20 protein-coding genes are annotated in these 23532 nt (G+C 63.5%); 8 read left to right on the forward strand and 12 right to left on the reverse strand.

Annotation, left to right across the window (positions count from 1 at the left end):
* Positions 1-20: 20 nt before the first annotated feature.
* The 4 genes from AB5Y51_RS02895 to pspA form a co-directional block, all read right to left on the reverse strand.
* The gene (locus AB5Y51_RS02895) at positions 21-1427 is read right to left on the reverse strand and encodes a YcjX family protein (protein WP_368178040.1); all 1407 of its coding nucleotides are present in this window, start codon (positions 1425-1427) and stop codon (positions 21-23) included.
* A 72-nt stretch (positions 1428-1499) separates the two neighbouring features.
* Positions 1500-1904, reverse strand: a complete 405-nt coding sequence (gene pspC / locus AB5Y51_RS02900) for an envelope stress response membrane protein PspC (RefSeq protein WP_010674535.1) — start codon at positions 1902-1904, stop codon at positions 1500-1502.
* Positions 1905-2010: 106 nt separating this feature from the next.
* Positions 2011-2247 (reverse strand): envelope stress response membrane protein PspB, encoded by a 237-nt coding sequence (gene pspB, locus AB5Y51_RS02905; RefSeq protein ID WP_005300084.1) that lies wholly within the window; start codon positions 2245-2247, stop codon positions 2011-2013.
* 3 nt (positions 2248-2250) lie between these two features.
* Positions 2251-2931 (reverse strand): phage shock protein PspA, encoded by a 681-nt coding sequence (pspA, locus tag AB5Y51_RS02910; protein ID WP_010674534.1) that lies wholly within the window; start codon positions 2929-2931, stop codon positions 2251-2253.
* Between the two features lie 196 nt (positions 2932-3127).
* On the opposite strand from pspA, the gene pspF reads away from it, so the two are divergent.
* The 6 genes from pspF to AB5Y51_RS02940 all read left to right on the forward strand — a co-directional run bounded on the left by pspF (position 3128) and on the right by AB5Y51_RS02940 (position 9856).
* A complete protein-coding gene (gene pspF / locus AB5Y51_RS02915; RefSeq protein ID WP_368178041.1) occupies positions 3128-4174 on the forward strand; it encodes a phage shock protein operon transcriptional activator in 1047 nt (348 codons plus the stop codon).
* Between the two features lie 136 nt (positions 4175-4310).
* Positions 4311-5906, forward strand: coding sequence for an ABC transporter substrate-binding protein SapA (gene sapA / locus AB5Y51_RS02920; protein WP_010674532.1), 1596 nt, complete (start codon positions 4311-4313; stop codon positions 5904-5906).
* A 61-nt stretch (positions 5907-5967) separates the two neighbouring features.
* The gene (locus tag AB5Y51_RS02925; RefSeq protein WP_010674531.1) at positions 5968-6927 is read left to right on the forward strand and encodes an ABC transporter permease subunit; all 960 of its coding nucleotides are present in this window, start codon (positions 5968-5970) and stop codon (positions 6925-6927) included.
* Positions 6928-7016: 89 nt separating this feature from the next.
* Positions 7017-7910 (forward strand): ABC transporter permease subunit, encoded by an 894-nt coding sequence (locus AB5Y51_RS02930; RefSeq protein ID WP_010674530.1) that lies wholly within the window; start codon positions 7017-7019, stop codon positions 7908-7910.
* Between the two features lie 79 nt (positions 7911-7989).
* Positions 7990-8988, forward strand: a complete 999-nt coding sequence (locus AB5Y51_RS02935) for an oligopeptide/dipeptide ABC transporter ATP-binding protein (RefSeq protein ID WP_010674529.1) — start codon at positions 7990-7992, stop codon at positions 8986-8988.
* A gap of 82 nt (positions 8989-9070) precedes the next feature.
* Positions 9071-9856 carry an ATP-binding cassette domain-containing protein gene (locus AB5Y51_RS02940; protein WP_201997397.1) on the forward strand — a complete coding sequence of 262 codons (786 nt, stop codon included), beginning with the start codon at positions 9071-9073 and terminating at the stop codon, positions 9854-9856.
* Positions 9857-9994: 138 nt separating this feature from the next.
* Here AB5Y51_RS02940 and miaE read toward each other — a convergent pair whose 3' ends face one another.
* Both miaE and AB5Y51_RS02950 read right to left on the reverse strand, forming a co-directional pair.
* Positions 9995-10753 (reverse strand): tRNA-(ms[2]io[6]A)-hydroxylase, encoded by a 759-nt coding sequence (gene miaE / locus AB5Y51_RS02945; protein ID WP_042016277.1) that lies wholly within the window; start codon positions 10751-10753, stop codon positions 9995-9997.
* Positions 10754-10846: 93 nt separating this feature from the next.
* Positions 10847-11857 carry a LacI family DNA-binding transcriptional regulator gene (locus AB5Y51_RS02950; RefSeq protein WP_167825498.1) on the reverse strand — a complete coding sequence of 337 codons (1011 nt, stop codon included), beginning with the start codon at positions 11855-11857 and terminating at the stop codon, positions 10847-10849.
* A 253-nt stretch (positions 11858-12110) separates the two neighbouring features.
* On the opposite strand from AB5Y51_RS02950, the gene ascF reads away from it, so the two are divergent.
* Together ascF and AB5Y51_RS02960 are read left to right on the forward strand one after the other, a co-directional pair.
* Entirely contained in the window at positions 12111-13565 is a 1455-nt protein-coding gene (ascF, locus tag AB5Y51_RS02955; protein WP_323893066.1) for a PTS cellobiose/arbutin/salicin transporter subunit IIBC, read from the forward strand.
* Positions 13566-13596: 31 nt separating this feature from the next.
* Positions 13597-15027, forward strand: coding sequence for a 6-phospho-beta-glucosidase (locus AB5Y51_RS02960; protein WP_368178042.1), 1431 nt, complete (start codon positions 13597-13599; stop codon positions 15025-15027).
* A 102-nt stretch (positions 15028-15129) separates the two neighbouring features.
* Here the strand turns inward: AB5Y51_RS02960 and purF are convergent, their stop codons facing one another.
* The 6 genes from purF to AB5Y51_RS02990 form a co-directional block, all read right to left on the reverse strand.
* Entirely contained in the window at positions 15130-16650 is a 1521-nt protein-coding gene (gene purF / locus AB5Y51_RS02965; RefSeq protein WP_041215287.1) for an amidophosphoribosyltransferase, read from the reverse strand.
* Positions 16651-16668: 18 nt separating this feature from the next.
* The gene (locus AB5Y51_RS02970) at positions 16669-17160 is read right to left on the reverse strand and encodes a CvpA family protein (protein ID WP_324049474.1); all 492 of its coding nucleotides are present in this window, start codon (positions 17158-17160) and stop codon (positions 16669-16671) included.
* A 175-nt stretch (positions 17161-17335) separates the two neighbouring features.
* Positions 17336-18631, reverse strand: coding sequence for a serine--tRNA ligase (gene serS / locus AB5Y51_RS02975; protein ID WP_039039009.1), 1296 nt, complete (start codon positions 18629-18631; stop codon positions 17336-17338).
* A gap of 281 nt (positions 18632-18912) precedes the next feature.
* Positions 18913-20250 carry a replication-associated recombination protein A gene (locus tag AB5Y51_RS02980; RefSeq protein ID WP_368178043.1) on the reverse strand — a complete coding sequence of 446 codons (1338 nt, stop codon included), beginning with the start codon at positions 20248-20250 and terminating at the stop codon, positions 18913-18915.
* Positions 20251-20320: 70 nt separating this feature from the next.
* A complete protein-coding gene (lolA, locus tag AB5Y51_RS02985) occupies positions 20321-20929 on the reverse strand; it encodes an outer membrane lipoprotein chaperone LolA (RefSeq protein WP_039039163.1) in 609 nt (202 codons plus the stop codon).
* 71 nt (positions 20930-21000) lie between these two features.
* Entirely contained in the window at positions 21001-23505 is a 2505-nt protein-coding gene (locus tag AB5Y51_RS02990; RefSeq protein ID WP_103260007.1) for a DNA translocase FtsK, read from the reverse strand.
* Between the last annotated feature and the right edge of the window lie 27 nt (positions 23506-23532).

Consider the following 23532-nt stretch of genomic DNA (forward strand, 5'->3'; position numbering starts at 1 on the left):
CACAGCGGGTCACCCACCCGTTATTCGAGGTGATCCCCGAGCAGGAACTCCAGCGCCGCATCGAGCCGGATATGGGGGAGCGCCTGATGGGCGCTCATAGGCAGCGGGCGAAAGGCCTGAAAATCAAACCCTTGAGTTTTCCACCACTGCGCAGGCGGGATCTGGGCAGGCACCTCCCCCGGGAAGAGCAGCAAGGGCTCGCCCGAGAGGGTAGTGCCACGAATGGCGGGAAATTCCCGTCCGTCTGCCACCCCCTTGCCCACCTCAGTGGCCTTGATGGCGGCGAGCGCCAGGCATTCTGTCTCTATCCCCTCGAAGCGGGCCTGACCCCGGCCACGGCTCACCAGGTGCTGCAGGAGCGACACCAGAGGCCCGTGCTGCTCCGGCGTGACGTGATCGGCCTTGCTCGCCACAAACAGCAGCTTGTCGATGCGCGGGGAGAAGAGGCGGCGCCACCAGTTGCTCTTGCCGTAGGCGAAGCTTTCCATGATGCGGGCGATGGCCTGCTGCATGTCACCAAAGCTCGCGGCACCGGCATTGAGGGGCGCCAGGCAGTCCACCAGCACGATCTGGCGATCAAAGCCTGCAAAGTGCTGCTCATAGAAGCCCTGTACCAGATGCTGCTTGTACTGCTCGAAGCGCTGCTTGAAGGTGGCGTAGAGGGTGCCGTCTTCGGGGGAGTGTGTGGGCATCTCCCACACCCAGGGCACGAATTGCAGCAGCGGCGCACCGGCATACTCGCCGGGCAACACGAAACGCCCGGGCTGGATGAGGTGAAGCCCGAGCGCCTGCTTGCAGGCGTGCAGATAATCGGTGTAGCGGGCGGCCAGTTCGCTGGCGGTCCGCTCCTCGAAGGCTTGATCCGCCTGCCAGTGCGGCGTCAACCAGCCTGCCGCCAGGGCTTGCAGCTCGGGACGGCGCAGTTGCTCCCGCACCTGCTCGCTCCACTGCTCGTAGTTCAGATCCAGCAGCGGCAAATCCAGCAGCCACTCCCCGGGATAATCCACCAGATCCACATAGAGGGTGGAGATCTCCCCCAGGTGCCGACGCAGCGGATGGCGGGTGCGATAGCGGATCTCGAGGCGTACCTCGGCCACCCCCCGGGTCGGCGCGGGCCAGGCGGGCGGATCGCCAAACAGGGCATCGAGGCCCCGTTCATAGGGAAAGGTGGGAATGTGGGCGTTTTGCTGGGGCACCCGGCGAGCACCGAGGATGCGTCCCTGGCGCTGGGCGTCCCAGAGTGGCAGACGGCCGTCGATGGCCGCGTGCTCCAGTTGATTGATCAGCGCCGTGATAAACGCGGTCTTGCCGCTGCGAGAGAGGCCGGTGACCGCCAGCCGGATGTGGCGATCCCGGGCCCGGTTCACCGCGTCAACGGCCTTGTGCTGGAGCACCGACCAGGAGTGTTCGAGTTTGTTGCGTATCAAGGCGGGTCTTCTTCTCCTTGTGATCACATCAGAGAGACGGCCGCGAGGCGGTATCCTCGCGGCCCGGCACGATTAGAGCTTGCTGAACTCCCGTTGCAGGGTGAACTCCTTGGAGGTCACCAGCTTCTCGATGCGCTGCACCCTGGGCTCCAGTGCATCCAGCTCCTGGCCGATGCGGGCAAGGGCCTGATGAGGTGTGACGCCAGCCTGCCAGCTGCGCGCCTTCATCCGCACCTCGGCGAACTCGGCATCTTCCTGGGAGTAGAGGGTGACCGGCTTCTTGTCGAGCAGGAACCAGGCGGCAATATAGGCAGTGAAGGTGATGAAACCGGCGAAGATGAGACCACTGATGGCCAGCAGCCGCACGATCCAGGTCTCCACCCCGAAGTACTCTGCCAGACCGGCACAGACCCCGGCAATCTTGCCCCGCTGGGGATCCCGGTACAGGTTGCGCCCTTCACGACTGACACTGTTCATACCTTGTTCCTCCAACCGGGGACTTCCGCATCCAGAATCGACGCCAATAGGGTTCCGGCCCGCTCCGGCTTTTTGCCACAGTCATGACATCTCTCATTGAAAACCGTCATACCTTGTTTCTCCAACCAGGAACCTCGGCATCCAGAATCGACTCCAGGGCGCCGACCCGTTCCTGCATCTTCTCGGCACGCACCAGCAAGCCCTGCAGCTGTTCACGCTCACCATCGGCAAGACCGGCGCCAATGCGTCCCTTGGCGCGGTAGTGCAGCACCAGCCAGATGGGGGCCACCACCACCATGAAGACCACCATGGGAACCATCAATACACCCAGCAGATCTTCCATCTGTTACTCTCCCTGTTTCGGTGCCGGATTGTGCTGGCCCAGCTTCTGGCGCATGGCTTCCAGCTCGCGGCTGATCTGGTCGTCCGCTTCCAGCTCGGCAAACTGCTGGGCGAGCGCCTTGTCGGACTGCCCCAGATCGGCGCGGGCTTCCATCTCGTCGATGCGGCGCTCCATGCGCTCGAACTTGCTCACCACGGCCTGACTGTCGCCACGGGCCACCTGGCTTTGCACGTTGAGACGGCTGCTGGCGGCTTCGCTGCGAATGGCCATCGCCTTCTGGCGGGCACGGGCGTCTTCCAGCTTGGCTTCCAGCTGGCGGATCTCCTCCCCCAGCTTCTCGATGCCGCTGTCCACCGCCTGCTGTTCCCGAGACAGGGCGTCGGCAAGCTCCGCCTGCTTGCTCTTCTCGATGAGGGCAGCCCGGGCCAGATCTTCGCGCCCTTTGGTCAGGGCCAGCTCGGCCTTGCCCTGCCACTCGGCGACCCGCTCCTGATGGCGGCTCACCTGACGGCCGATCTCTTTTTGATTCGCGAGGAAGCGGGCCAGATTGGAGCGCTCCTTCACCAGTTCATCTTCCATTTCCTGGATGATCAGACGCACCATCTTCTGGGGATCTTCCGCCTTGTCGAGCAGGGCCGTCAGATTGGAATTGATGATGTCGGCCAGGCGAGAAAAAATGCTCATGATTGTACTCCTGTGATAGGCATCGGGTTGTGTCTCCATTGACAATGGCAACTTGTGTGCCAATCTGGAACAATATTTAACTTGTTGATTTATATGGGCACTCAGAATGCAGTTCAAGTCCCGGGGAAACAAGTGATGATTAAAATAACCAACTTTTGGTAAGATTAACCAGATTTTTCAACTCACAGGGGCAGGGATGACCACGGCCACGGAAAGTCTGTTGGGTGAATCCAACGCATTTCTAGAAATCATCGAGCAGGCATCGCGCCTCGCGCCGCTGCGCAAGCCCGTACTCATCATCGGCGAGCGGGGGACCGGCAAGGAGCTCATCGCCCACCGCCTACATTATCTCTCGGATCGCTGGGATCAAAGCTTTGTCACCATCAACTGCGCCACCTTGAGCGAGAGCCTGCTGGAGACCGAGCTGTTTGGCCACGAGGCGGGCTCCTTCACTGGCGCCGCCAAGCGCCATCAGGGGCGCTTCGAGCGGGCCGACGGCGGCACCCTGTTCCTCGACGAACTGGCCACCACCAGCGCCCGGGTGCAGGAAAAACTGCTGCGGGTCATCGAGTACGGGGAGTTCGAACGGGTGGGCGGTGCCAAGCCCCTCAAGGTGGATGTGCGGCTGGTGTGCGCCACCAACGAGGATCTGCCTGCACTGGCACAGAAAGGACGGTTTCGCCACGACCTGCTGGACCGGCTCGCCTTTGATGTCATCACCCTGCCCCCCCTGCGGGAGCGGCGCGAGGACATCCTGATGCTGGCGGAGCACTTCGCCCACGGCATGACCCGGGAGCTGGGGTATCCGCTCTTTGCCGGCTTCTCGCGCAAGGCGACCCAGCTGCTACAAGATTACCCCTGGCCGGGCAACGTGCGGGAGCTCAAGAACGTGGTGGAGCGCAGCCTCTATCGCCAGGGCAACCCCCAGCTGCCGCTGGCGGAGCTGGTGCTCAATCCCTTTGACTCCCCCTGGCGCCCCCGTGCCCGAGGTGACGCCGCCCCTTCTACGGACGCGCCGACCTCGGCAGAGATGGCCCCGACCCCGACCCTGCCGCTGGATCTCAAAGGGGCGGTGGCGGAGTACGAGATTAATTTACTCAAGCAAGCGATGCAGCAATCCCAGTATAATCAGCGCAAAGCAGCCCAGTTGCTGGCCCTGAGCTATCACCAGTTCCGGGGGATGCTGCGCAAATATCAATTGCTGGACGGGGATGACAACAGTGGCAACCAGGAGGCGGGCTGATGCCTGGCACCGGGTCTGTGCGCGCGGATAACGCGGCGCACGTCACCCCCGACGGGAGCGCCTGCCCGGCCGCCCCCCGCAACGCGCCCGCCCCCTGGCGGGCAACTTTGTCTGAAAACATGGTTCCAACATGAGAATGCTCACCCCCCTGCTGCTTGGTCTCCTGGTCCTGGTCAGCGGCTGTCAGAAACGCGATGAAGCCTCCAAAACCGGGCTCATCTATTGTGCCGAAGGGGCACCCCGAACCTTCAACCCGCAGCTTGCCAATTCGGATGCGACCCTGGATGCCAGTGCACGTCCCATCTACGATCGCCTGCTCGAGGTCAATGCCAACACCCTCGGCATCGAAGGGGGGCTCGCCACCCGCTGGCAAAGCAGCGAGGACGGCCTCTCCTATACCCTGACCCTGCGCAAGGGAGTGACCTTCCACCGTACCCCCTGGTTCAGCCCGACCCGTCACTTCAATGCCGACGACGTCCTGTTCACCTGGCAGCGTCTGCTGGACGAACACCACCCCTTCCACGCCGTCTCCGGCGGCGAGTACCCCTATTTTTACAGCCTGGGGCTCGGCAACCTCATCAAGCGGGTCTACAAGAAGGGGCCCTATGAGGTGGTGTTCGAGCTGAACCGCCCCGATGCCTCCTTCCTCGCCACCCTGGCCAGCGACTACGCCATCGTGCTCTCCGCCGAGTACGGGGAGCAGATGCTAAAGGCCGGCACCCCGGCGCTGCTGGACAGCCGCCCCATCGGCACCGGCCCCTTCAGCTTCAAGGAGTATCGCCACAACGAGTTCGTGCGCTACCTGCGCCACCCCGGCTACTGGGGCGGCGAGGCCAGAATGGAGCAGCTCATCTACGACATCACGCCCAAGTCCTCCAAGCGCCTTGCCAAGCTGCTGACCGGCGAGTGCGACGTGATGAGCACCCCCTCTGCCAGCCAGCTGTCGGTGATAGACAAAGACTCCCACCTGGATCTGTCGGTGCAGTCGGGGATGAACGTCGCCTTCCTCGCCCTCAATACCCGCAAGGCCCCTTTCAACAAGGTGCAGGTGCGCCAGGCCCTCGCCAGCGCCATCAATGTGCAGAATCTGCTGCAGGCGGTCTATTTCGAGACCGGCCAGAGCGCCGCCAGCCTGCTGCCGCCCCTATCCTGGGGCTACAATCCCTCCCTGCCCCAACGCAAGCCGGATCTCAAGCTCGCTCGCCAGTTGCTCAAGGACGCGGGCTACCCCAACGGCTTCGAGATGCAGGTGCTGGTGCAACCCGGCGCCCGTCCCTACAACCCGGACGGCCTCAAGACGGCGCAACTGATGCGCAGCGATTTCGCCAAGATTGGGGTGAGCCTCAAGATAGTGCAGCAGGCCTGGCCGGTCATCGAGACCCGGCTCGCCCATGGACAATATGACAGCCTGCTCTCGGGCTGGATCGCCGACAACGCGGATCCGGACAACTTCTTCCGCCAGTTGCTGAGCTGCGCCGCCGTCGAGCGGGGCAACAACTACAGCCGCTGGTGCAGCCCCGCCTTCGATCAGCTGCTGGACGATGCGGTGACCACCCCGCAGCTCGCCTTCCGCCTGCGCAACTATTACTATGCCCAGTCCCTGCTCAACGAGCAGTTGCCGCTCATTCCCCTGGCCCATGCCCTGAGAACCCAGGTGAGTCGCAGCGACATTCAGGGGCTGACCCTGATGCCCTTTGGCGGCACCACCTTCAACCAGGCCCATCGGGAGTGACCATGACAGATAACCACTCCATCGTCGGGCCATCGGCGCACCGTCCCCAGGAGGCATAAGCATGTTTTTCTATATCCTGCGCCGCATCACCCTGCTGGTGATCACCCTCCTGGTGCTGACTCTGGGGGCCTACCTCCTGGAGTTTCGCCTCATCACCCAGGTGCTGGATTTCTGGCACGGCTATCCTGACTTCCTCCAGCGCATCGCCGCCGGGGATTTCGGGCTCTCCAGCGTCTCCGGCCAGCCGGTCCTCGACGAGATCCGTCACTACTTCCCAGCGACCCTGACCCTCTGCCTCGCCGCCTTCGCCATCTCGTTGCTGGTGGGCATCCCTCTGGGCACCCTGGCGGCCCTCTATCAGGGGCGCAGCCCGGACCTCTCCATCATGGCCGCCGGCCTCGTCGGCTATGCCATCCCGGTCTTCTGGCTGGGGCTGCTGATGGTGATGTTCTTCTCCCTGGATCTTGGCTGGCTCCCCTCCTCTGGCCAGATCAGCCTGCTCTACGACGTGCCCTCCATCACCGGGATCGCCATTGTCGATGTGCTGATGAGCCAGGAGCCCTGGCGGGAGGCGGCCCTGCACGACGCCCTGCGCCATCTGGTACTGCCTTCCCTGGTGCTGGCCGTGGTGCCCACCACCGAGGTGATCCGCCACGTGCGCAGCTCCCTCATCGACGTGATGAAACAGAACTACATCAAGGCCGCCGCCAGCCGCGGACTCTCCCGCCGCCAGATCGTCTGGCGTCACGGGCTCAAGAACGCCCTGCCCCCGGTGTTGCCGCTGCTGGGGCTGCAACTTGGCAGCGTGCTCACCTCCGCCATGATCACCGAGGTGGTGTTCGACTGGCCCGGCATCGGCCGCTGGCTGGTGAGCAGCATCGCGCTGCAGGACTATGCCGCCATCCGCGGCGCCTTCCTGGTGGTGGCGAGCTTCGTCATCTTCATCAGCGTCAGCACCGATCTGCTGACCACCATCATGTATCCGGCACGGCGTAAAGAACTCTATGCAAGACAAGATTGATTGCGGTCTGTGGATGAACCACGGCGGCCCATGGGCCGCCGGTGCACAGACGTGCCCATCCCCTTGCGACCAGCACGGGAGCCTGCATCATGCACGATAAATCGAACATCTATCCGGAGCTCAAGATCCTCTCCCCCCTGGAGCAGACCTGGGCTTCCTACCGGCGCAACCCGCTGGCCATGGCGGGGCTCTGGTGCTTCGGGCTGCTGCTGCTGGTGACCCTCATCGGCCCCCTGGTGATCCCCTACGGCATCGACGATCAGCACAGCAACCACCTGCTGCTCGCCCCCTCCTGGGCCAACAGCGGCAACATCGATTACTTCCTGGGTACCGACGATCTGGGGCGCGACATCCTCTCCCGTCTGGTGGCCGGGGCCAGACTCACCTTCGGCAACGCCCTGCTGGTGGTGCTCATCGCGCTGGTCATCGGCTCGGCCATCGGCATCCTCGGCGGCATGAGCAAGGGGGTGAAGTCGAGCGTGCTCCATCACCTGCTCGATACCCTGCTCTCCATCCCGTCCCTGCTGCTGGCCATCATCGTCGTGGCTATCCTGGGGCCGGGTCTGTTCAACACCCTGATCGCCATCACGCTCGCGTTGATACCGCCTTTCATCCGGGCCACCTACAACGCGGTCCACGCCGAGATGCAGAAGGAGTACATCATCGCCAGCCGCCTCGACGGCTCTCCGCCCCAGCGGATCATGCGTCTGGCCATCTTGCCGAACATCGTCGAGACCCTGGTGACCCAGACCACCCGCACCCTCTCCGCCGCCATTCTGGACATCTCGGCGGTGGGCTTCCTCGGCCTCGGGGCCCAGTCTCCCCAGCCGGAGTGGGGTGCCATGCTGGCCGATTCGAGCGATCTTATCTATCTGGCCCCCTGGACGGTGACCCTGCCCGGGATGGCCATCCTGTTCAGCGTGCTGGTGACCAACCTGGTGGGCGAAGGCATTCGCGAAGCACTCAAAGAGGGGAACGACTGATGTTGCCAGCCTTGTTATCTATCCCCGCCCACGGACGCCCTGAGCGACCTGGCTGCGCCCTAAACGGGAGACATTGCTGATGCCCCTGCTCGACATACGCAACCTCACCATCGAAATCGACACCCCCCAGGGCAAGGTCAAGGCGGTGGACAGAGTCAGCCTGACCCTGAACGAGGGGGAGATCCGCGGGCTGGTGGGGGAATCCGGCTCGGGCAAGAGCCTGGTGGCCAAGGTGATCGTCGGCATCCAGAAGGACAACTGGACGGTGCGCGCCGACCGGATGCGCTTCAACGACATGGATCTGCTGACCATGGCGCCCAAGGAACGGCGCCGCATCATGGGGCGGGAGATAGCGATGATCTTCCAGGACCCCATCAGCTGCCTCGACCCCTCCGAGGAAATAGGCACCCAGCTCGAGGAGGCCATCCCCACCAGCGCCTTCACCGGCAAGTTCTGGCAGCGCTTCCAGTGGCGCAAGAAGCGGGCCATCGCCCTGCTGCACCGGGTCGGGGTCAAGGATCACCGCAAGGTGATGCGGGCCTATCCCCACGAACTGTCGGACGGCATGTGCCAGAAGGTGATGATCGCCATGGCCATCGCCAACCAGCCGCGCCTGCTGGTGGCGGACGAGCCCACCAGCGCCATGGAGTCCACCACCCACTCCCAGATCCTGCGGTTGCTGGACAAGATGAACAAGCTGGGCAATACCACCATCCTCATCATCAGCAACGACATCGCTGCCATCGCGAACCTGACCGACACCCTCAACATCATGTATTGCGGCCAGATGGTGGAAGTGGGGACCCGGGACCAGATCCTGGAATCCCCTCACCACCCCTATACGGATGCCCTGCTCAAGTCCATCCCGGACTTTGACAAGCTGGTGCGCCACAAGTCCCGGCTCGAGACCCTGCCCGGGGTGATACCGCCGCTGCAGCATCTGCCCATCGGCTGCCGCCTCGGCCCACGCTGCCCCTACGCCCAGAAGCAGTGCGTGCAGACGCCGCTGATGAGCAAGGTCAAGGGGCATCAGTTCAGTTGCCACTTCCCCCTCAACATGGAAGAACCGAAGAAATGAACCGGCACCAGACCCTGATCCGGGGCACCTGCCCGCCCCGTCAGCCCCTCTATCCGGCGAGCACACCCAAGGAGACCACGTCGTGACCGAACCTTCCCTGTTGCAGGTCAGGGGCCTGTGCAAGACCTACCAGAACCGCACCGGCCTGTTCAGGCGCCGCGCGGTGGAGGCGATAAAGCCCCTCTCGTTCGATCTCGAGGTGGGCCAGACCCTGGCCATCGTCGGGGAGGCGGGCTCGGGCAAGAGCACCCTGGCCCGCATTCTGGCAGGCATGATTGAACCGACCGGCGGGGAGATCGCCATCGAGGGGCAACCCATGGTCCACGGCGATTACCAGACCCGCTGCAAGCTGCTGCGGATGATCTTCCAGGATCCCAACACCTCCCTTAACCGGAAAATCCGGGTCGGCCAGATCCTGGAGACCCCCCTTCGCCTCAACACGGCCCTGAGCGAGGAGGAGCGCCGGGAGAAGGTGATCCAGACCCTGCGCATGGTGGGCATGCTGCCCGACCACGCCCTCTTCTATCCCCAGATGCTCTCCGCCGGCCAGCAGCAGCGGGTGGGGCTGGCGCGGGCGCTCATCCTCAATCCCAAGATAGTGGTGGCGGACGAGGCGCTCTCGACCCTGGATATTTCGGTACGCTCCCAGATCATCAACCTGCTGCTGGAGATGCAGGAGACCATGGGGCTGAGCTATGTGCTGGTGGCCAACGATCTGGGGATCGTGAGCCACATCAGCGACGAGGTGCTGGTGATGCACGAAGGCCGTGTGGTGGAGCGCGGCAAGACCTTGCGGGTCTTCGCCGATCCCCAGCACGACGTCACCCGCCGCCTCATTCAGAACTACAACAACGAATACCGCCGCTGATCCCGCGGCGCGTTTCCCCTTGCGCCAGACATAAAAAAACCCGGCCTGATGTCTCATCAGTCGCCGGGGGATTGCGCTCAAAAAGTGATTGCGTCGCTCGTAGTAGGAACAGGGGAATGGTAGGCAGCCCCCGTCACCTCAACAACTGTCAGATCTGACAGGCAGTCCGCTATGGAACCGGAATTGCGGATCCGGCGAACAGATGAGCTCGGCCTCCAGGCGACCGAAGAAGGCCACCCGCTCGCTGATGTCTTCGTCTGCGAACGTCTGTGCCAGGGCCAGGTAGTCCTGATAGTGACGCGCCTCCGAGCGCAGCAGGGAGACATAGAAGCGGCCAAGCTCCTCGTCCAGATGAGGGGCCAGCCTGGCAAAACGCTCGCAGGATCGCGCTTCGATATAGGCACCGATGATCATCTTGTCCACCACGGCCGCCGGCTCGTAGGTGCGCACATGGGTCAGCAGGCTGCGGGCATAGCGGGAGGCGGTGACGGGACCATAGGGGATGCCCCGTGCGGCCATGATCTCCAGCACCTGCTCGAAGTGGTGCAGCTCCTCCTGGATGAGGCGCACCATGGGGAACAGCAGGGGATTGCGCTCCAGCTCGGCAAACACGCTCCTGTCTGATTCGCCCATGGTGCGCTTGCCGAGGATCTCCGCCTTCTCCGGCAAGGCATCGAGCTCCCGGTAGAAGGTCAGCTTGGGCAGCAGGTGACGCTTCTCCTTGGGCAGGCAGTAGCGGCGCACCAGGCTGTGGGCGGTGAGTGCCGCCTTGTTCTCGCAGTTGGCGTGATCGATAAGCAGGGTCGGCAACTGGGCGGGATCCCGCGCCATTTCCACCCACTCATCCGGGGTCTCGCAATGCAGGAACTGGCGAACGGGGGCTAACAGGTCATCCATCTGAACTCTCATCTGTTGATACGACACGCGGCGCCTGGCGCCGGGGGGCCTATGCTAACGGATCCCGCCCGGCCTGCCCACCGCCATCATGGCTCAGCCCGTCAGACGCCTGAGGGAGTCGCGGCGGATCAGGGTGCCGCTGAAGGCGGGCAGTGCGTCCCGGCTCCCCTCCTCCACCATGGTGATCAGGCGGTTGATGGTCTCCTGGATCATCCCGTTCACCGGCATCTTGACGCTCGACAGCGCGGGAATGACGTAAGGGGCCAGGGGGATGTCGTCAAACCCCACCACCGAAACCTCGTCAGGCACCATCACACCGGCTTCGTGCAGCCGTTTGATGGCCCCGATCGCCATGTCATCGTTGCTGGCCACCAGGGCGCTGAAGCGAGCGCCTCGCGCCAGCAAGGTCGAGACGGCGGCCGCGCCACAGGCGGGGGTCCATTTGCCGGGGGCGATCAAGGTCTCCAGCACGGGGATGCCGTGCCGGATCAGCGCCTGCCGGTAGCCAGCCAGGCGCTCGGCGCCGGTGGGGGAATCCGCAGAGCCTGCGATGAAGGCGATCTCCCTGTGCCCCATGGCCACCAGCTTGTCCACCACCGCCTCCGCCGCCGCCTGCTGATCCGCATAGACGCAGTGGGCCGGATGGCGGCTCAGACGCCGGTTGAGCACCATGATGGGCTGCTCATGCTGCTCGATGATCTCGTCCATCTCCTCCACCCCAAGAAAACGCGGATAGATGATGACGCCATCGCAACGGGAATCGAGCAGATACTGGATGGCCTGGCGCTCCTCGTCGGCGCTGTGCTTGCCGTCCGCCAGTATGAGCTGGCGCCCGCGATCCTCGGTCATCCGCGCCACCTGGGAGAGCAGCTCGCCGAAGTAGACGCCGTGGTAGAGGGTGTTGGTGACCACCAGTCCCAGGGTCCGGGTATGCCTGGTCGCCAGCTGCCTCGCCACCAGGTTGGGGCGATAGCCGCACTCCTCGATGGCCTGCTGCACCCGGTCCCGGGTCTCCTGGCTGGTGTAACCATTGCCCGACAACACCCGGGAGACCGTCGCCTTCGACACCCCTGCCCGCCTTGCCACCTCCAGCATCGTCGTCATTGTGTTCTCCCTTGCTCGTAACGGGGCGCAGTGTACTGCACCGCCCCCGGCTTGTCGTCGCACGAATGGCGTGCAGGCCCGGGTTCAGTGATCCCATTCACGGATCCGGACGCTCGCTGCACAAGATGCTTGTCTCCCGCGCTCAGGCCGCGCACTCTATGTGGAACCGGTTCCACACTCAGTTTCATGCGCGTTCCCGCCCTTCGCGGCGGCGGGGGCGAGCAGGCCCACTTGGTTAAAAGGATCTACCTCGATGTCAAAAAACTATGCGGCTCTGGCCGGTACCGTCATCACCGCACTCGGCGGCGCCGACAACGTCGTCGCCGTGACCCACTGCATGACGCGGCTGCGCTTTGTGCTCGGCGATCCCGCCCGGGTCAATGGCCCTGCCCTCAAGGCGATCACCGGCGTGCTCGGGGTGGTGCAGGCGGACAACCAGTGTCAGGTGATCATCGGCAACACCGTCTCCCACGCCTATCGCGAGGTGCTGGCCCTGCTGCCCCAGGGTGGCGGGCAGACTCCGCTTGCGGAGGCTTCCGCTGGCTGGAGCCTGCGCCGCATGGGCGCCGCCATCCTCGACGCCCTGATCGGCACCATGTCCCCCCTCATCCCGGCCATCATCGGCGGTTCCATGCTCAAGCTGCTGGCCATGGTGCTGGAGATGACCGGCATGCTGGAGAAAGGCTCCTCGACCCTCACCATCCTCACGGTGGCCGGGGATGGGGCCTTCTTCTTCCTGCCCCTGATGGTGGCCGCCTCCGCCGCCGTCAAGTTCAAGACCAACATGTCCCTGGCCATCGCCATCGCAGGCGTGCTGGTGCACCCCAGCTTCATCGAGCTGATGGCCAGAGCCGCCGAAGGGGAGCAGGTGACTTTCGCCCTGGTCCCGGTGACCGCGGTCAAATACACCTACACCGTCATTCCGGCCCTGGTGATGACCTGGTGCCTCTCCTACATCGAGGGCTGGGTCGACCGCATCACCCCGGCGGTCACCAAGAACTTCCTCAAGCCCATGCTGATCGTGCTGATCGCGGCACCGCTCGCCATCCTCTTCATCGGCCCCGTCGGCATCTGGATTGGCACCGCCATCTCCGGCCTGGTCTACACGGTCCACGACTACCTGGGCTGGCTGTCGGTGGCCATCATGGGGGCGCTCTGGCCCCTGCTGGTGATGACCGGCATGCACCGCGTCTTCACCCCGACCATCATCCAGACCATCGCCGAGACCGGCAAGGAAGGCATGGTCATGCCCTCCGAAATCGGCGCCAATCTCTCTCTTGGCGGCTCGTCCCTGGCGGTGGCCTGGCGCACCCGTAACCCGGAACTGCGCCAGACGGCGCTCGCGGCGGCCGCCTCCGCCATCATGGCGGGGATCTCCGAACCCGCGCTCTACGGTGTGGCCCTGCGCCTCAAGCGTCCGCTCATCGCAAGCCTCATCAGCGGCTTTGTCTGCGGCGCCGTCGCCGGCATGGCGGGGCTCGCCAGCCACTCCATGGCCGCCCCCGGGCTCTTTACCAGCGTGCAGTTCTTCGATCCGGCCAACCCCATGACCATCGCCTGGGTGTTCGGCGTGATGGCCCTCTCCGTGGTGCTCTCCTTCGTGCTGACCCTGGTGATGGGGTTCGAGGACATTCCGGTCGAGAGCCCGGCCCCCCGCGCCGAGCCCGTGCAACCCGTCGCCACCAGCCAGGCGCAGGCCGGACTGTGACACCCCATTCAGACATGACAAGAGGTAACCAATGTCGTTAACAAGATTTCCCGAGGGCTTTCTCTGGGGCGGTGCCCTGGCCGCCAATCAGGCGGAGGGCGGCTATCTCGAGGGGGGCAAGGGGCTGACCACGGTAGACATGATCCCCCATGGCCCGCGCCGCATGGCGGTCAAACTCGGCCAGGAGAAGCGCATCACCCTGCAAGATGACGAGTTCTACCCAAGCCACGGAGCCATCGATTTCTATCACCGCTATCGGGAGGACATCGCCCTGATGGCCGAGATGGGCTTCACCGTGTTTCGCACCTCCATCGCCTGGGCCCGTCTCTACCCCAGGGGGGACGAGCGCGAGCCCAATGCCGAGGGCATCGCCTTCTACCGCGCGGTGTTCGAGGAGTGCAGAAAGTACAACATCGAGCCCCTGGTGACCCTGTGCCACTTCGATGTGCCCATGCACCTGGTGACCGAGTACGGCTCCTGGCGCAACCGCCAGATGGTGGAGTTTTTCACCCGCTACGCCCGCACCTGCTTCGAGCAGTTCGACGGCCTGGTGAAGTACTGGCTCACCTTCAACGAGATCAACATCCTGCTGCACAGCCCCTTCTCCGGGGCGGGGCTGGTGTTCGAGCAAGGGGAGCACCAGGATCAGGTGAAGTATCAGGCCGCCCACCACGAGCTGGTGGCCAGCGCCCTGGCGACCCGGATCGCCCACGAGGTGAACCCGGCCAACCAGGTGGGCTGCATGCTGGCGGGGGGCAACTTCTACCCCTACTCCTGCAAGCCCGCCGACGTCTGGACCGCCCTCCAGAAAGATCGGGAGAACCTCCTCTTCATCGACGTGCAAGCCAGGGGCGCCTATCCGGCCTATGCGCAGAGGGTGTTTCGTGACAAGGGGGTCACCCTGGTGAAGGGGCCGGAAGATGACGAGATCCTCAGGCACACCGTAGATTTCGTCTCCTTCAGCTACTACGCCTCCCGCTGCGCCGCCGCCGACATGAATGCGGGCAACACCAGCGAGGCCAACGTGGTCAAGTCCCTGCGCAATCCCCACATCGAGGTGAGCGAGTGGGGCTGGGGCATCGATCCCCTGGGCCTTCGCATCACCCTCAACACCTTGCACGATCGCTACCAGAAGCCCCTCTTCCTGGTGGAAAACGGCCTGGGTGCAGTGGACGAAGTGAACGAGCAAGGGGAGATAGAGGACGACTACCGCATCGCCTACCTGCGCGCCCACATCGAGGCCATGGGGGATGCCATCGAGGACGGCGTGCCCCTGATGGGATACACCAGCTGGGGCTGCATCGATCTCGTCTCCGCCTCCACCGGCGAGATGAGCAAGCGCTATGGCTTCGTCCACGTGGACAGGGACGACGCCGGCCATGGCACCCTGGCCCGCCGGCGCAAGAAGTCGTTCTGGTGGTACCAAAAGGTGATCGCGAGCAACGGGGAGGATCTGGCCTGAGGACCCTTGTGTGGGTTGTCCAGGCGCTGCGCCGAGTGCACGAATACAAGATGGGGGCCTAGGCCCCCATCTTTTTTCATCGCGCTGGCAATCTGAAAACGTTTAACTGCCTTCGTTGAAGATCTCGAGGTTGCTGGTCCCTTCCTGCCACTCGCGCACCGCCTTGTTGTCGTCGCTGCGCAGGGCATTGAGGTGGTCCAGATACCCCTGATCCACGTCGGAGGTCACATAGTGACCGTTGAAGACCGAGGTCTCGAAGTGGCGCAGCTCGGGGTTGATCTCCCGCACCGCCTCTTCCAGATCTTCCAGATCCTGGAAGATGAGGCCGTCGGCACCGATAAGCTTGCACACCTCTTCCACTTCACGGCCATGGGCAATGAGCTCGTTGGCGGTGGGCATGTCGATGCCGTAGACGTTGGGGAAGCGAATTTCCGGCGCGGCCGAGGCGAAGTAGACCTTGGCGGCCCCCGCTTCACGGGCCATCTGGATGATCTGCTCGGAGGTGGTGCCCCGCACGATGGAGTCGTCCACCAGCAACACCTTCTTGCCCTTGAATTCGGAGCTGATGGCGTTGAGCTTGCGGCGCACCGACTTCTTGCGCTGGGTCTGGCCCGGCATGATGAAGGTACGGCCGATGTAGCGGTTCTTCACGAAGCCCTGACGGTACGGCAGGCCCAGGGTGTGGGCGATTTCCAGCGCCACGTCGCAGGAGGTCTCGGGGATGGGGATGACCACGTCCACGTCGAGATCGTCCCACTCCCGTGCGATCTTCTGGCCCAGCTTGCGACCCATGTTGAGGCGGGCGGCATAGACGGAGACCTTGTCGATGAAGGAGTCGGGACGGGCGAAGTAGACGTATTCGAAGATGCAGGGGTTCATCTGCGGGCTTTCCGCACACTGCTCGGAGAAGAGCTGGCCCTGCTCGGTGATGTAGATGGCCTCGCCCGGGGCGACGTCACGCACCGTCTCGAAGCCGATGGCGTCGAGGGCCACGCTCTCGGAGGCGAGCATGTACTCCACCTGCCCCTGCTCGTCGACCCGGCGACCCAGGATCAGCGGGCGAATGCCGTTGGGGTCGCGAAAGCCGATGAGGCCGTGACCGATCACCAGAGAGACCACGGCATAGGCGCCGCGGATCTGCTGGTGCACCTTGCGCACCGCCGAGAAGATATCTTCCGGGCGCAGCGCCATCTTGTCGCACAAGTCCAGCTCGTGGGCCAGCACGTTCAACAGCACTTCGGAGTCCGAGGTGGTGTTGATGTGGCGGCGGGCCACCTTGAACTGCTGCTCCTTGAGCTCCTTGGCATTGGTGAGGTTGCCGTTGTGGGCCAGCACCATGCCGTAGGGGGAGTTCACGTAAAACGGCTGCGCCTCTGCCGCACTGGAGCTGCCTGCGGTGGGATAACGGACGTGTCCGATGCCGATATTCCCTTTCAGGCGCTGCATGTGGCGCACTTCAAACACATCCTTCACCAGACCGTTGGCCTTGCGTTGCCGGAAGTTTCCACTGTCAATGGTCACGATCCCGGCGGCATCCTGTCCCCTGTGCTGCAACACCGTCAAGGCGTCGTAGAGGGCCTGATTGACGGGGGTGGTGCCAACTATACCGACAATACCGCACATGTCTTTGCTACCTCGAAGTCACTGTACCTGTTGAAGAAAACTGGACGAGTTCATCATGAACCCGAAAAACCACTGGATCACCGGCTTGAACTCCGGCACCAGCCTGGACGCCCCCCACCAGTCGCTCTGGGAGAGGCTGGTGAAGGTATCCATGAAAAACAGCAGGGCGCTGACGATCAGCACCCCGCGAATGGCGCCAAAACAGACCCCGAGCACCCTGTCGGTGCCGGAAAGCCCGGTCTTTTCCACCAGCAGGCCCACCACGTAGTTCACCACGCTGCCGAGGATCAGGGTCGCCACGAACAGGGCGGCGATGGCCAGACCGTTGCGAACCATGGCATCGGAGAAAGAAGTGAAATAGACGGCGAGATCGGGATAGAAATGGCTGGCAATGAAAAAGGCGACGAACCAGGTGACCAGAGACATGGCCTCCTTGAGAAAGCCGCGCACCAGGCTGATGAGGGCGGAGAAACCGACGATGCCGATGATGGCGTAATCAATCCAGACCATAGAAAAAGATGTCCTGCGAAATTGCGGCGCAGTCTAACAAAAACGATTGCGCAATGCTTGATAAAATTGTGTTACAGGCCCGAAGGGAGCTATCCCTTCCCCTTGCGGCGGGTTTCCCGGGCCCAGAATGCACAACGCCATGGCATGCCATGGCGTTGTCGTCTGCAACGAGCGCTTACCCGATGTGGGTCAGGCCGCCCATGTAGGATTGCAGCGCAGCCGGGATGGCGATGCGGCCATCTGCCTGCTGGTAGTTCTCGAGCACGGCCACCAGGGTACGACCCACCGCCAGACCGGAACCATTCAGGGTGTGAATGAGCTGCGGCTTGCCGTCGATGCGCACGCGAGCCTGCATACGGCGCGCCTGGAAGTCGGTGCAGTTGGAGACGGAGGAGATCTCGCGATAGGTGTTCTGGGCCGGCAGCCACACTTCCAGATCGTAGGTCTTGGCAGCGCAGAAGCCCATGTCACCGGTGGAAAGCGCCATCACGCGATACGGCAGCTCCAGCAGTTGCAGCACCTTCTCGGCGTGACCCACCATCTCTTCCAGGGCATCCCAGGATTTTTCCGGGTGCACCAGTTGCACCATCTCGACCTTGTCGAACTGGTGCATACGGATGAGGCCACGGGTATCACGACCGTAGGAGCCCGCTTCGGAGCGGAAGCAGGGGCTGTGGGCGGTCATCTTGATGGGCAGCTCCTGCTCGTCGAAGATCTCGTCACGGGCCATGTTGGTGAGCGGCACTTCGGAGGTCGGGATGAGGGAGAACTTGCGCACCTTGCCTTCGTCTTCCCCTTCCCCTTCGATGCCGGTATTGAAGAGATCCTGGGAGAACTTGGGCAGCTGACCGGTGCCGTACAGGCTGTCCGGGTTGACCAGATAGGGCACGTAGCACTCGGTGTAGCCGTGCTGCAGGGTGTGCAGGTCCAGCATGAACTGGGCCAGGGCGCGGTGCAGACGGGCAATCTGACCCTTCATCACCACGAAACGGGCGCCGGAGAGCTTGACGCCGTTCTTGAAGTCGACCCCCTTGGCCGCCTCACCCAGATCGATGTGATCGCGTACCGGGAAATCGAACTCACGGGGAGTGCCCCAGCGGCGGACCTCCACGTTGTCGTTCTCGTCACGGCCCACCGGGGTGGTCTCGCTCGGCAGGTTGGGGATGGCGTCGGCGATCCCCTTGAGCTGGGCCAGCAGGGCCTCCAGCTCGACCTTGCTGGTCTCGAGCTCGTCGTTGATCTTGGTCACCTCGGCCTTGAGGGGGGCAACATCTTCACCACGACGGGCAGCCTCACCGATGGACTTGGAGCGGGCGTTGCGCTCGGCCTGCAGCTCCTGGGTGCGGGACTGCAGATCCTTGCGTTTCTCTTCCAGAACATTGACCGCCGCTACGTCCAGAACGTAGCCACGTGTCGCCAGACGAGCGGCAGCTTCGGTGATGTCGCTGCGCAGATATTTGGGATCCAGCATGGTTTACCTACTTTTTTTAATGGGATCTGGGCCCGGGTCATCGTGACCGGGTTGGGAAACAGATCCGGAAGTTAACATCGGTTGGCGCACCCCTTTGCCTTCGGAATCGGGCCTTCGAAATCAAGAAGATGGTGCAAGACCAAGACAACCGGGGTCAGACGGGCAGTGTAGCAGACCGCCCCCCCGCCCGAACAGGGACTATTGCGCCCGTTTTTGCCAGGCCCCCCTCCCCTGATGCCTTTGCCGTGCGCTTTCCCGGGCGAGGGGCTTGAAGGTCTTTCCTATCGCTTGCGCGGGCTCTGCTTGTCCAGCTCGTGCAGATAGTCGAGCTTCTGGGCTATCTGCTTCTCAAGCCCCCGCTCGGTGGGCTGATAGTACTGCTTGCCGGCAAGCTCCGGGGGGAAGTACTGCTCGCCGGCGGCATAGGCCCCCGGCTCGTCGTGGGCGTAGCGATACTCGGCGCCATAGCCCAGCTCGCTCATGAGCTTGGTAGGGGCATTGCGAAGGTGCGGCGGCACCTCGAAGTCCGGCAGGTTCTTGGCGTCGTGAAGCGCCGCCTTCCAGGCGGTGTAGACCGCATTGCTCTTGGGGGCGCAGGCGAGGTAGACGATGGCCTGGGCGATGGCCCGCTCCCCTTCCGCCGGGCCGATGCGATGGAAGCAATCCCAGGCCGAGAGCGCCACCTGCATGGCACGGGGATCGGCGTTGCCCACGTCTTCCGAGGCAATCGCCAGCAAGCGGCGGGCGATGTAGAGGGGATCGCAGCCGGCGCTCACCATGCGGGCATACCAGTAGAGGGCCGCATCCGGTGCCGAGCCGCGAATGGACTTGTGCACCGCCGAGATGAGGTCGTAGAAGTGATCGCCGCCCTTGTCGAAACGGGCCACGTGCTCCCCCACCACGGCGGCGAGCAGGGTACTGTCGATCACCCGCGCCCCTGAGCTGTCGGCCTCGGCCATGTCGGCCAGGAGCTCCAGATAGTTCAGAGACTTGCGCCCGTCCCCTTCCACGGCTTTCGCCAGCGCCTCCTTGGCCCCGGGGGCAAAGCGCAGGCTAGGGTCATTGAGACCGCGCGGGTCCTGCATCGCCTGATCGATCATGGCGAGGATGTCCTGCTCCTCCAGCCTCTTGAGCAGATAGACCCGGGCCCGGGAGAGCAGCGCATTGTTGAGCTCGAACGAGGGGTTCTCGGTGGTGGCGCCGATGAAGGTGATGGTGCCGTCTTCGATGTGGGGCAGGAAGACATCCTGCTGGCTCTTGTTGAAGCGGTGGACTTCATCCACGAACAGGATGGTGCGCACCCCGCGCCAGCCGTTCTCCTTCGCCTTGTCGAGGGCCGCGCGGATCTCCTTGATGCCGGAGGTGACCGCCGAGAGCCGCTCCACCTCCGCCTGGCAGTAGTGGGCAACCAGTTCTGCCAGCGTGGTCTTGCCGGTGCCGGGGGGCCCCCAGAGGATCATGGAGTGGCAGTGCCCCGCCAGGATCGCTTTTCGCAGGGGCTTGTCCGGCCCCAGGATATGCTGCTGGCCGATGTACTGCTCGAGGGTTTGCGGCCGCATCCGGGCCGCCAGCGGACGAAAGTCCGACGAGAAATCCAGGGATAAATTGCTCATCTGCATTGACCGTCAGGAAGGATGCGGGCCGCCGTTGCCGGGCGGCCCGCCAACAAGGTCAGCGCCTGCCCGGGCATCAGCGCTGGTCGTCCAGCTCGACCCCCTTCGGGATCTTGAAGACAAATTCGTTGCCCTTGAGCACCGGCTTGCGGTTGAAGCTGCTCAGGGTGAACTCGCTCCACTGCCCCTGCGCCTCTTTCACGTCGAAGCGACTGATGTTGTTCTGACGGTCGAAGGTGATGCGAAAGGAGGCGATCAGCTCGTCCTTGTTGCGACTGGTGACTGTGTAGACGTCCCCTTCCTGGGTCACGTCATAGTTCTTCCAGAGGCTGTTGTCGTTGCCCGCGATGAGCACGAAGGGGGTATTGAGCACCGCATCCTTCATCTTGAGGGCGGTGACCTGCTCGACGAAGGGGTCGTACACCCACACATCCTTGCCATCGGCCACGATCAGGCTCTCGTCCGGGGAGGTAGTGTGCCAGTTGAAGCGGTTGGGTCGCTGCACCAGCAGGGAACCGCTCGCCTTTTGCAGCTCCTTGCCCTTGCTGTCATAGACGGTCTGGGCAAATGTGGCGGAGAAGACATTGACGGAGGAGAGCTTCTCCTTGAGATCGCTGGCCGCATCGGCCCATACCTGGCTGCTGGCGACCAGCAGAATGGAACCCATCAACAGTTGTTTTTTCATCAGGCTCTTCATAGGGAGGTTCTCGATAAAAGGCCACGCCCGCAGAGGGCATGGCCAGGATGATGTGAGGCTTAGTCACGGACCGGCGGCGGTGCCAGCACGTCGCGCTGGCCGTTGCCGCCCGGGGCGCTGACGATGCCCTGGTTTTCCATCTGCTCGATGAGACGGGCCGCCCGGTTGTAACCGATCTTGAACTTGCGCTGGACGCTGGAGGTGGAGCCACGGCGGGATTCCACCACGAAGGCCACCGCCTCGTCGAACAGGGGATCGAGCTCTTCATCGCCGCCCCCGCCGAAGTCGCCGCCGCCGCCCTCGCCGTCCGACTCGCCGGAGAGGATCTCGTCGATGTAATCCGGCTCCCCACGCAGTTTCCAGTCCGCCACCACCTTGTGTACCTCGTGGTCATCGACGAAGGCACCGTGGACACGGGTGGGGTTTGAGGTGCCCGCAGGCATGTAGAGCATGTCACCCATGCCGAGCAGGGATTCGGCGCCCCCCTGGTCCAGGATGGTGCGCGAATCGATCTTGCTCGACACCTGGAAGGAGATACGGGTCGGGATGTTGGCCTTGATGAGGCCGGTAATGACATCCACCGACGGGCGCTGGGTCGCGAGGATAAGGTGAATACCGGCCGCCCGCGCCTTCTGGGCGATACGGGCGATAAGCTCCTCCACCTTCTTGCCGACGATCATCATCATGTCGGCAAACTCGTCCACCACCACCACGATGTGGGGCAGTTTTTCCAGCTCCGGCGGCATCTGATCCATGGAGTCGCCCGGACGCCACAGGGGGTCGACCAGGGGATCCCCCGCCTCGATGGCGGCCAGCACCTTGTCGTTGTACCCCTTGAGGTTGCGCACCCCGACCGCGGACATCAGCTTGTAACGACGCTCCATCTCGCCTACGCACCAGCGCAGGGCGTTGGCGGCATCCTTCATGTCGGTGACCACCTCGGTCAGCAGGTGCGGAATCCCTTCGTAGACCGAGAGCTCCAGCATCTTGGGGTCGATCATGATAAAACGCAGATCCTCGGGGGAGGATTTGTAGAGCATGGAGATGATCATGGTGTTCACCCCCACCGACTTGCCCGAGCCCGTGGTACCGGCCACCAGCAGGTGGGGCATCTTGGCGAGGTTCACCACCACGGGTTCCCCCGCGATGTCCTGACCCAGCCCCATGGTGAGCGGATTGCGGCTGGCCGCGAACGCCTCGCAGTCGAGGGTTTCCCGCAGGTAGACGGTCTGGCGTACCCGGTTGGGCAGCTCGATCCCGACGAACGTCTTGCCCGGGATCACTTCCACCACCCGCACGCTGCTGGCAGAGAGAGAACGGGCGAGATCCCGGGAAAGATTGGTGATCTTGCTCGCCTTCATGCCCGGCGCCAGGTCCAGCTCGAAGCGGGTAATGACGGGACCGGGATAGACGCCCACCACCTTGGCCTGCACGTTGTAATCGGCGAGCTTCGCCTCCACCAGCCGGCCCATGCGCTCCAGCTCGTCCTTGCTCATCATCTGGGTCTTGGTGGGCGGCCTGTCCAGCAGATCGATGCTCGGCAAAGGGGCCAGACCGGGCTGGGGACGGCGCTTGGCTTTCACCGGCGCCGCGGCAACGGGAGCATCGGGTTCGTCATCCCCCTCCGCCCAGGGCAAGTCGAGGTCATCTTCCTCCTGGCGCACGGCAGGACGCGGACGGCCATTGGCCACGCGCTTGCCCTTGGCGGCAGGCGCCGGAGCCTCGTCCTCTTCGTCGTCAAACTGCGGATCGAACTGGAAGGTGTCTTCGTCAAGCTCCGGCAGCCATTCGTCAGCTTTTGTCTTTTGAGCGCGATTCTTCGCCTTGGGGTTGCGTGTCCAGCTGCCGTGGGGGTCTTCGTCATCCTCTTCCTGCTGGAAGCTGCCCACGCCCCCTTCCAGCAGGGGATCCGGCCCCTCATAGCGGGGCTGGCGCCAGCCACCGGTGAGCCAGCGGCCCAGAGTGGTGGGGAAATGGTAGATGGCGCTGACAGAGCCGGTGCAGGCAGCACCGATGCGCTCGACAATGGTGAGCCAGGACCAGCCGGTAAAGAGGGTGATGCCGGTCGCCACGAAGCAGAGCAGCATCAGGTTGGCCCCCACGCCGCCAAACAGCGGCACCACGGCGGAGGCGATCACATCCCCCACCAGGCCGCCGGCGGAAAAGTTCTGCAAGTCGTTGAAGTTCATGCTGGCGATGGCGGACATGCCAAGCACCGTCAGCACGAAGCCGATGATCCGTACCGACAGGGTGAGGTAATCCACTTCCAGCAGCTTGCTCGGGCGCCAGAACAGGCTCCAGCCAAGCAGCACTACCAGGGGGGGCACCAGATAGGAGAAGGCCCCGAAGGTAAACATGGTGATGTCGGCGAGCCAGGCACCGGCGCTGCCCGCGAGGTTTTTCACCTCCCCTTGCCAGGAGGTTTGCGACCAGCCGGGATCGGCGGGATGGTAGGTCAGCAGGGCAAGCAAAAGATAGGCCGCCATCAGGGTGATGGCGATCAAGACGGCCTCGAAGATCCGTTGTGTACCTGATAAAGGAGTAAACAGCTTTTTATCGGCCAAACTCCGGCTCCTTTGTGAAAACATGAA

This window comes from Aeromonas sp. R7-1 (assembly GCF_040908115.1).
In the GTDB taxonomy this organism is placed as follows: Bacteria; Pseudomonadota; Gammaproteobacteria; order Enterobacterales; family Aeromonadaceae; genus Aeromonas; species Aeromonas caviae.

Bases quoted from the DNA above. Each gene is read 5' to 3' on its own strand.
- pspC (WP_010674535.1), bottom strand. From the start codon at position 1,904: ATGAACAGTGTCAGTCGTGAAGGGCGCAACCTGTACCGGGATCCCCAG.
- pspB (WP_005300084.1), bottom strand. From the start codon at position 2,247: ATGGAAGATCTGCTGGGTGTATTGATGGTTCCCATGGTGGTCTTCATG.
- pspA (WP_010674534.1), bottom strand. From the start codon at position 2,931: ATGAGCATTTTTTCTCGCCTGGCCGACATCATCAATTCCAATCTGACG.
- pspF (WP_368178041.1), top strand. From the start codon at position 3,128: ATGACCACGGCCACGGAAAGTCTGTTGGGTGAATCCAACGCATTTCTA.
- sapA (WP_010674532.1), top strand. From the start codon at position 4,311: ATGCTCACCCCCCTGCTGCTTGGTCTCCTGGTCCTGGTCAGCGGCTGT.
- AB5Y51_RS02925 (WP_010674531.1), top strand. From the start codon at position 5,968: ATGTTTTTCTATATCCTGCGCCGCATCACCCTGCTGGTGATCACCCTC.
- AB5Y51_RS02930 (WP_010674530.1), top strand. From the start codon at position 7,017: ATGCACGATAAATCGAACATCTATCCGGAGCTCAAGATCCTCTCCCCC.
- AB5Y51_RS02935 (WP_010674529.1), top strand. From the start codon at position 7,990: ATGCCCCTGCTCGACATACGCAACCTCACCATCGAAATCGACACCCCC.
- miaE (WP_042016277.1), bottom strand. From the start codon at position 10,753: ATGGATGACCTGTTAGCCCCCGTTCGCCAGTTCCTGCATTGCGAGACC.
- AB5Y51_RS02950 (WP_167825498.1), bottom strand. From the start codon at position 11,857: ATGACGACGATGCTGGAGGTGGCAAGGCGGGCAGGGGTGTCGAAGGCG.
- ascF (WP_323893066.1), top strand. From the start codon at position 12,111: ATGTCAAAAAACTATGCGGCTCTGGCCGGTACCGTCATCACCGCACTC.
- AB5Y51_RS02960 (WP_368178042.1), top strand. From the start codon at position 13,597: ATGTCGTTAACAAGATTTCCCGAGGGCTTTCTCTGGGGCGGTGCCCTG.
- purF (WP_041215287.1), bottom strand. From the start codon at position 16,650: ATGTGCGGTATTGTCGGTATAGTTGGCACCACCCCCGTCAATCAGGCC.
- AB5Y51_RS02970 (WP_324049474.1), bottom strand. From the start codon at position 17,160: ATGGTCTGGATTGATTACGCCATCATCGGCATCGTCGGTTTCTCCGCC.
- serS (WP_039039009.1), bottom strand. From the start codon at position 18,631: ATGCTGGATCCCAAATATCTGCGCAGCGACATCACCGAAGCTGCCGCT.
- AB5Y51_RS02980 (WP_368178043.1), bottom strand. From the start codon at position 20,250: ATGCAGATGAGCAATTTATCCCTGGATTTCTCGTCGGACTTTCGTCCG.
- lolA (WP_039039163.1), bottom strand. From the start codon at position 20,929: ATGAAAAAACAACTGTTGATGGGTTCCATTCTGCTGGTCGCCAGCAGC.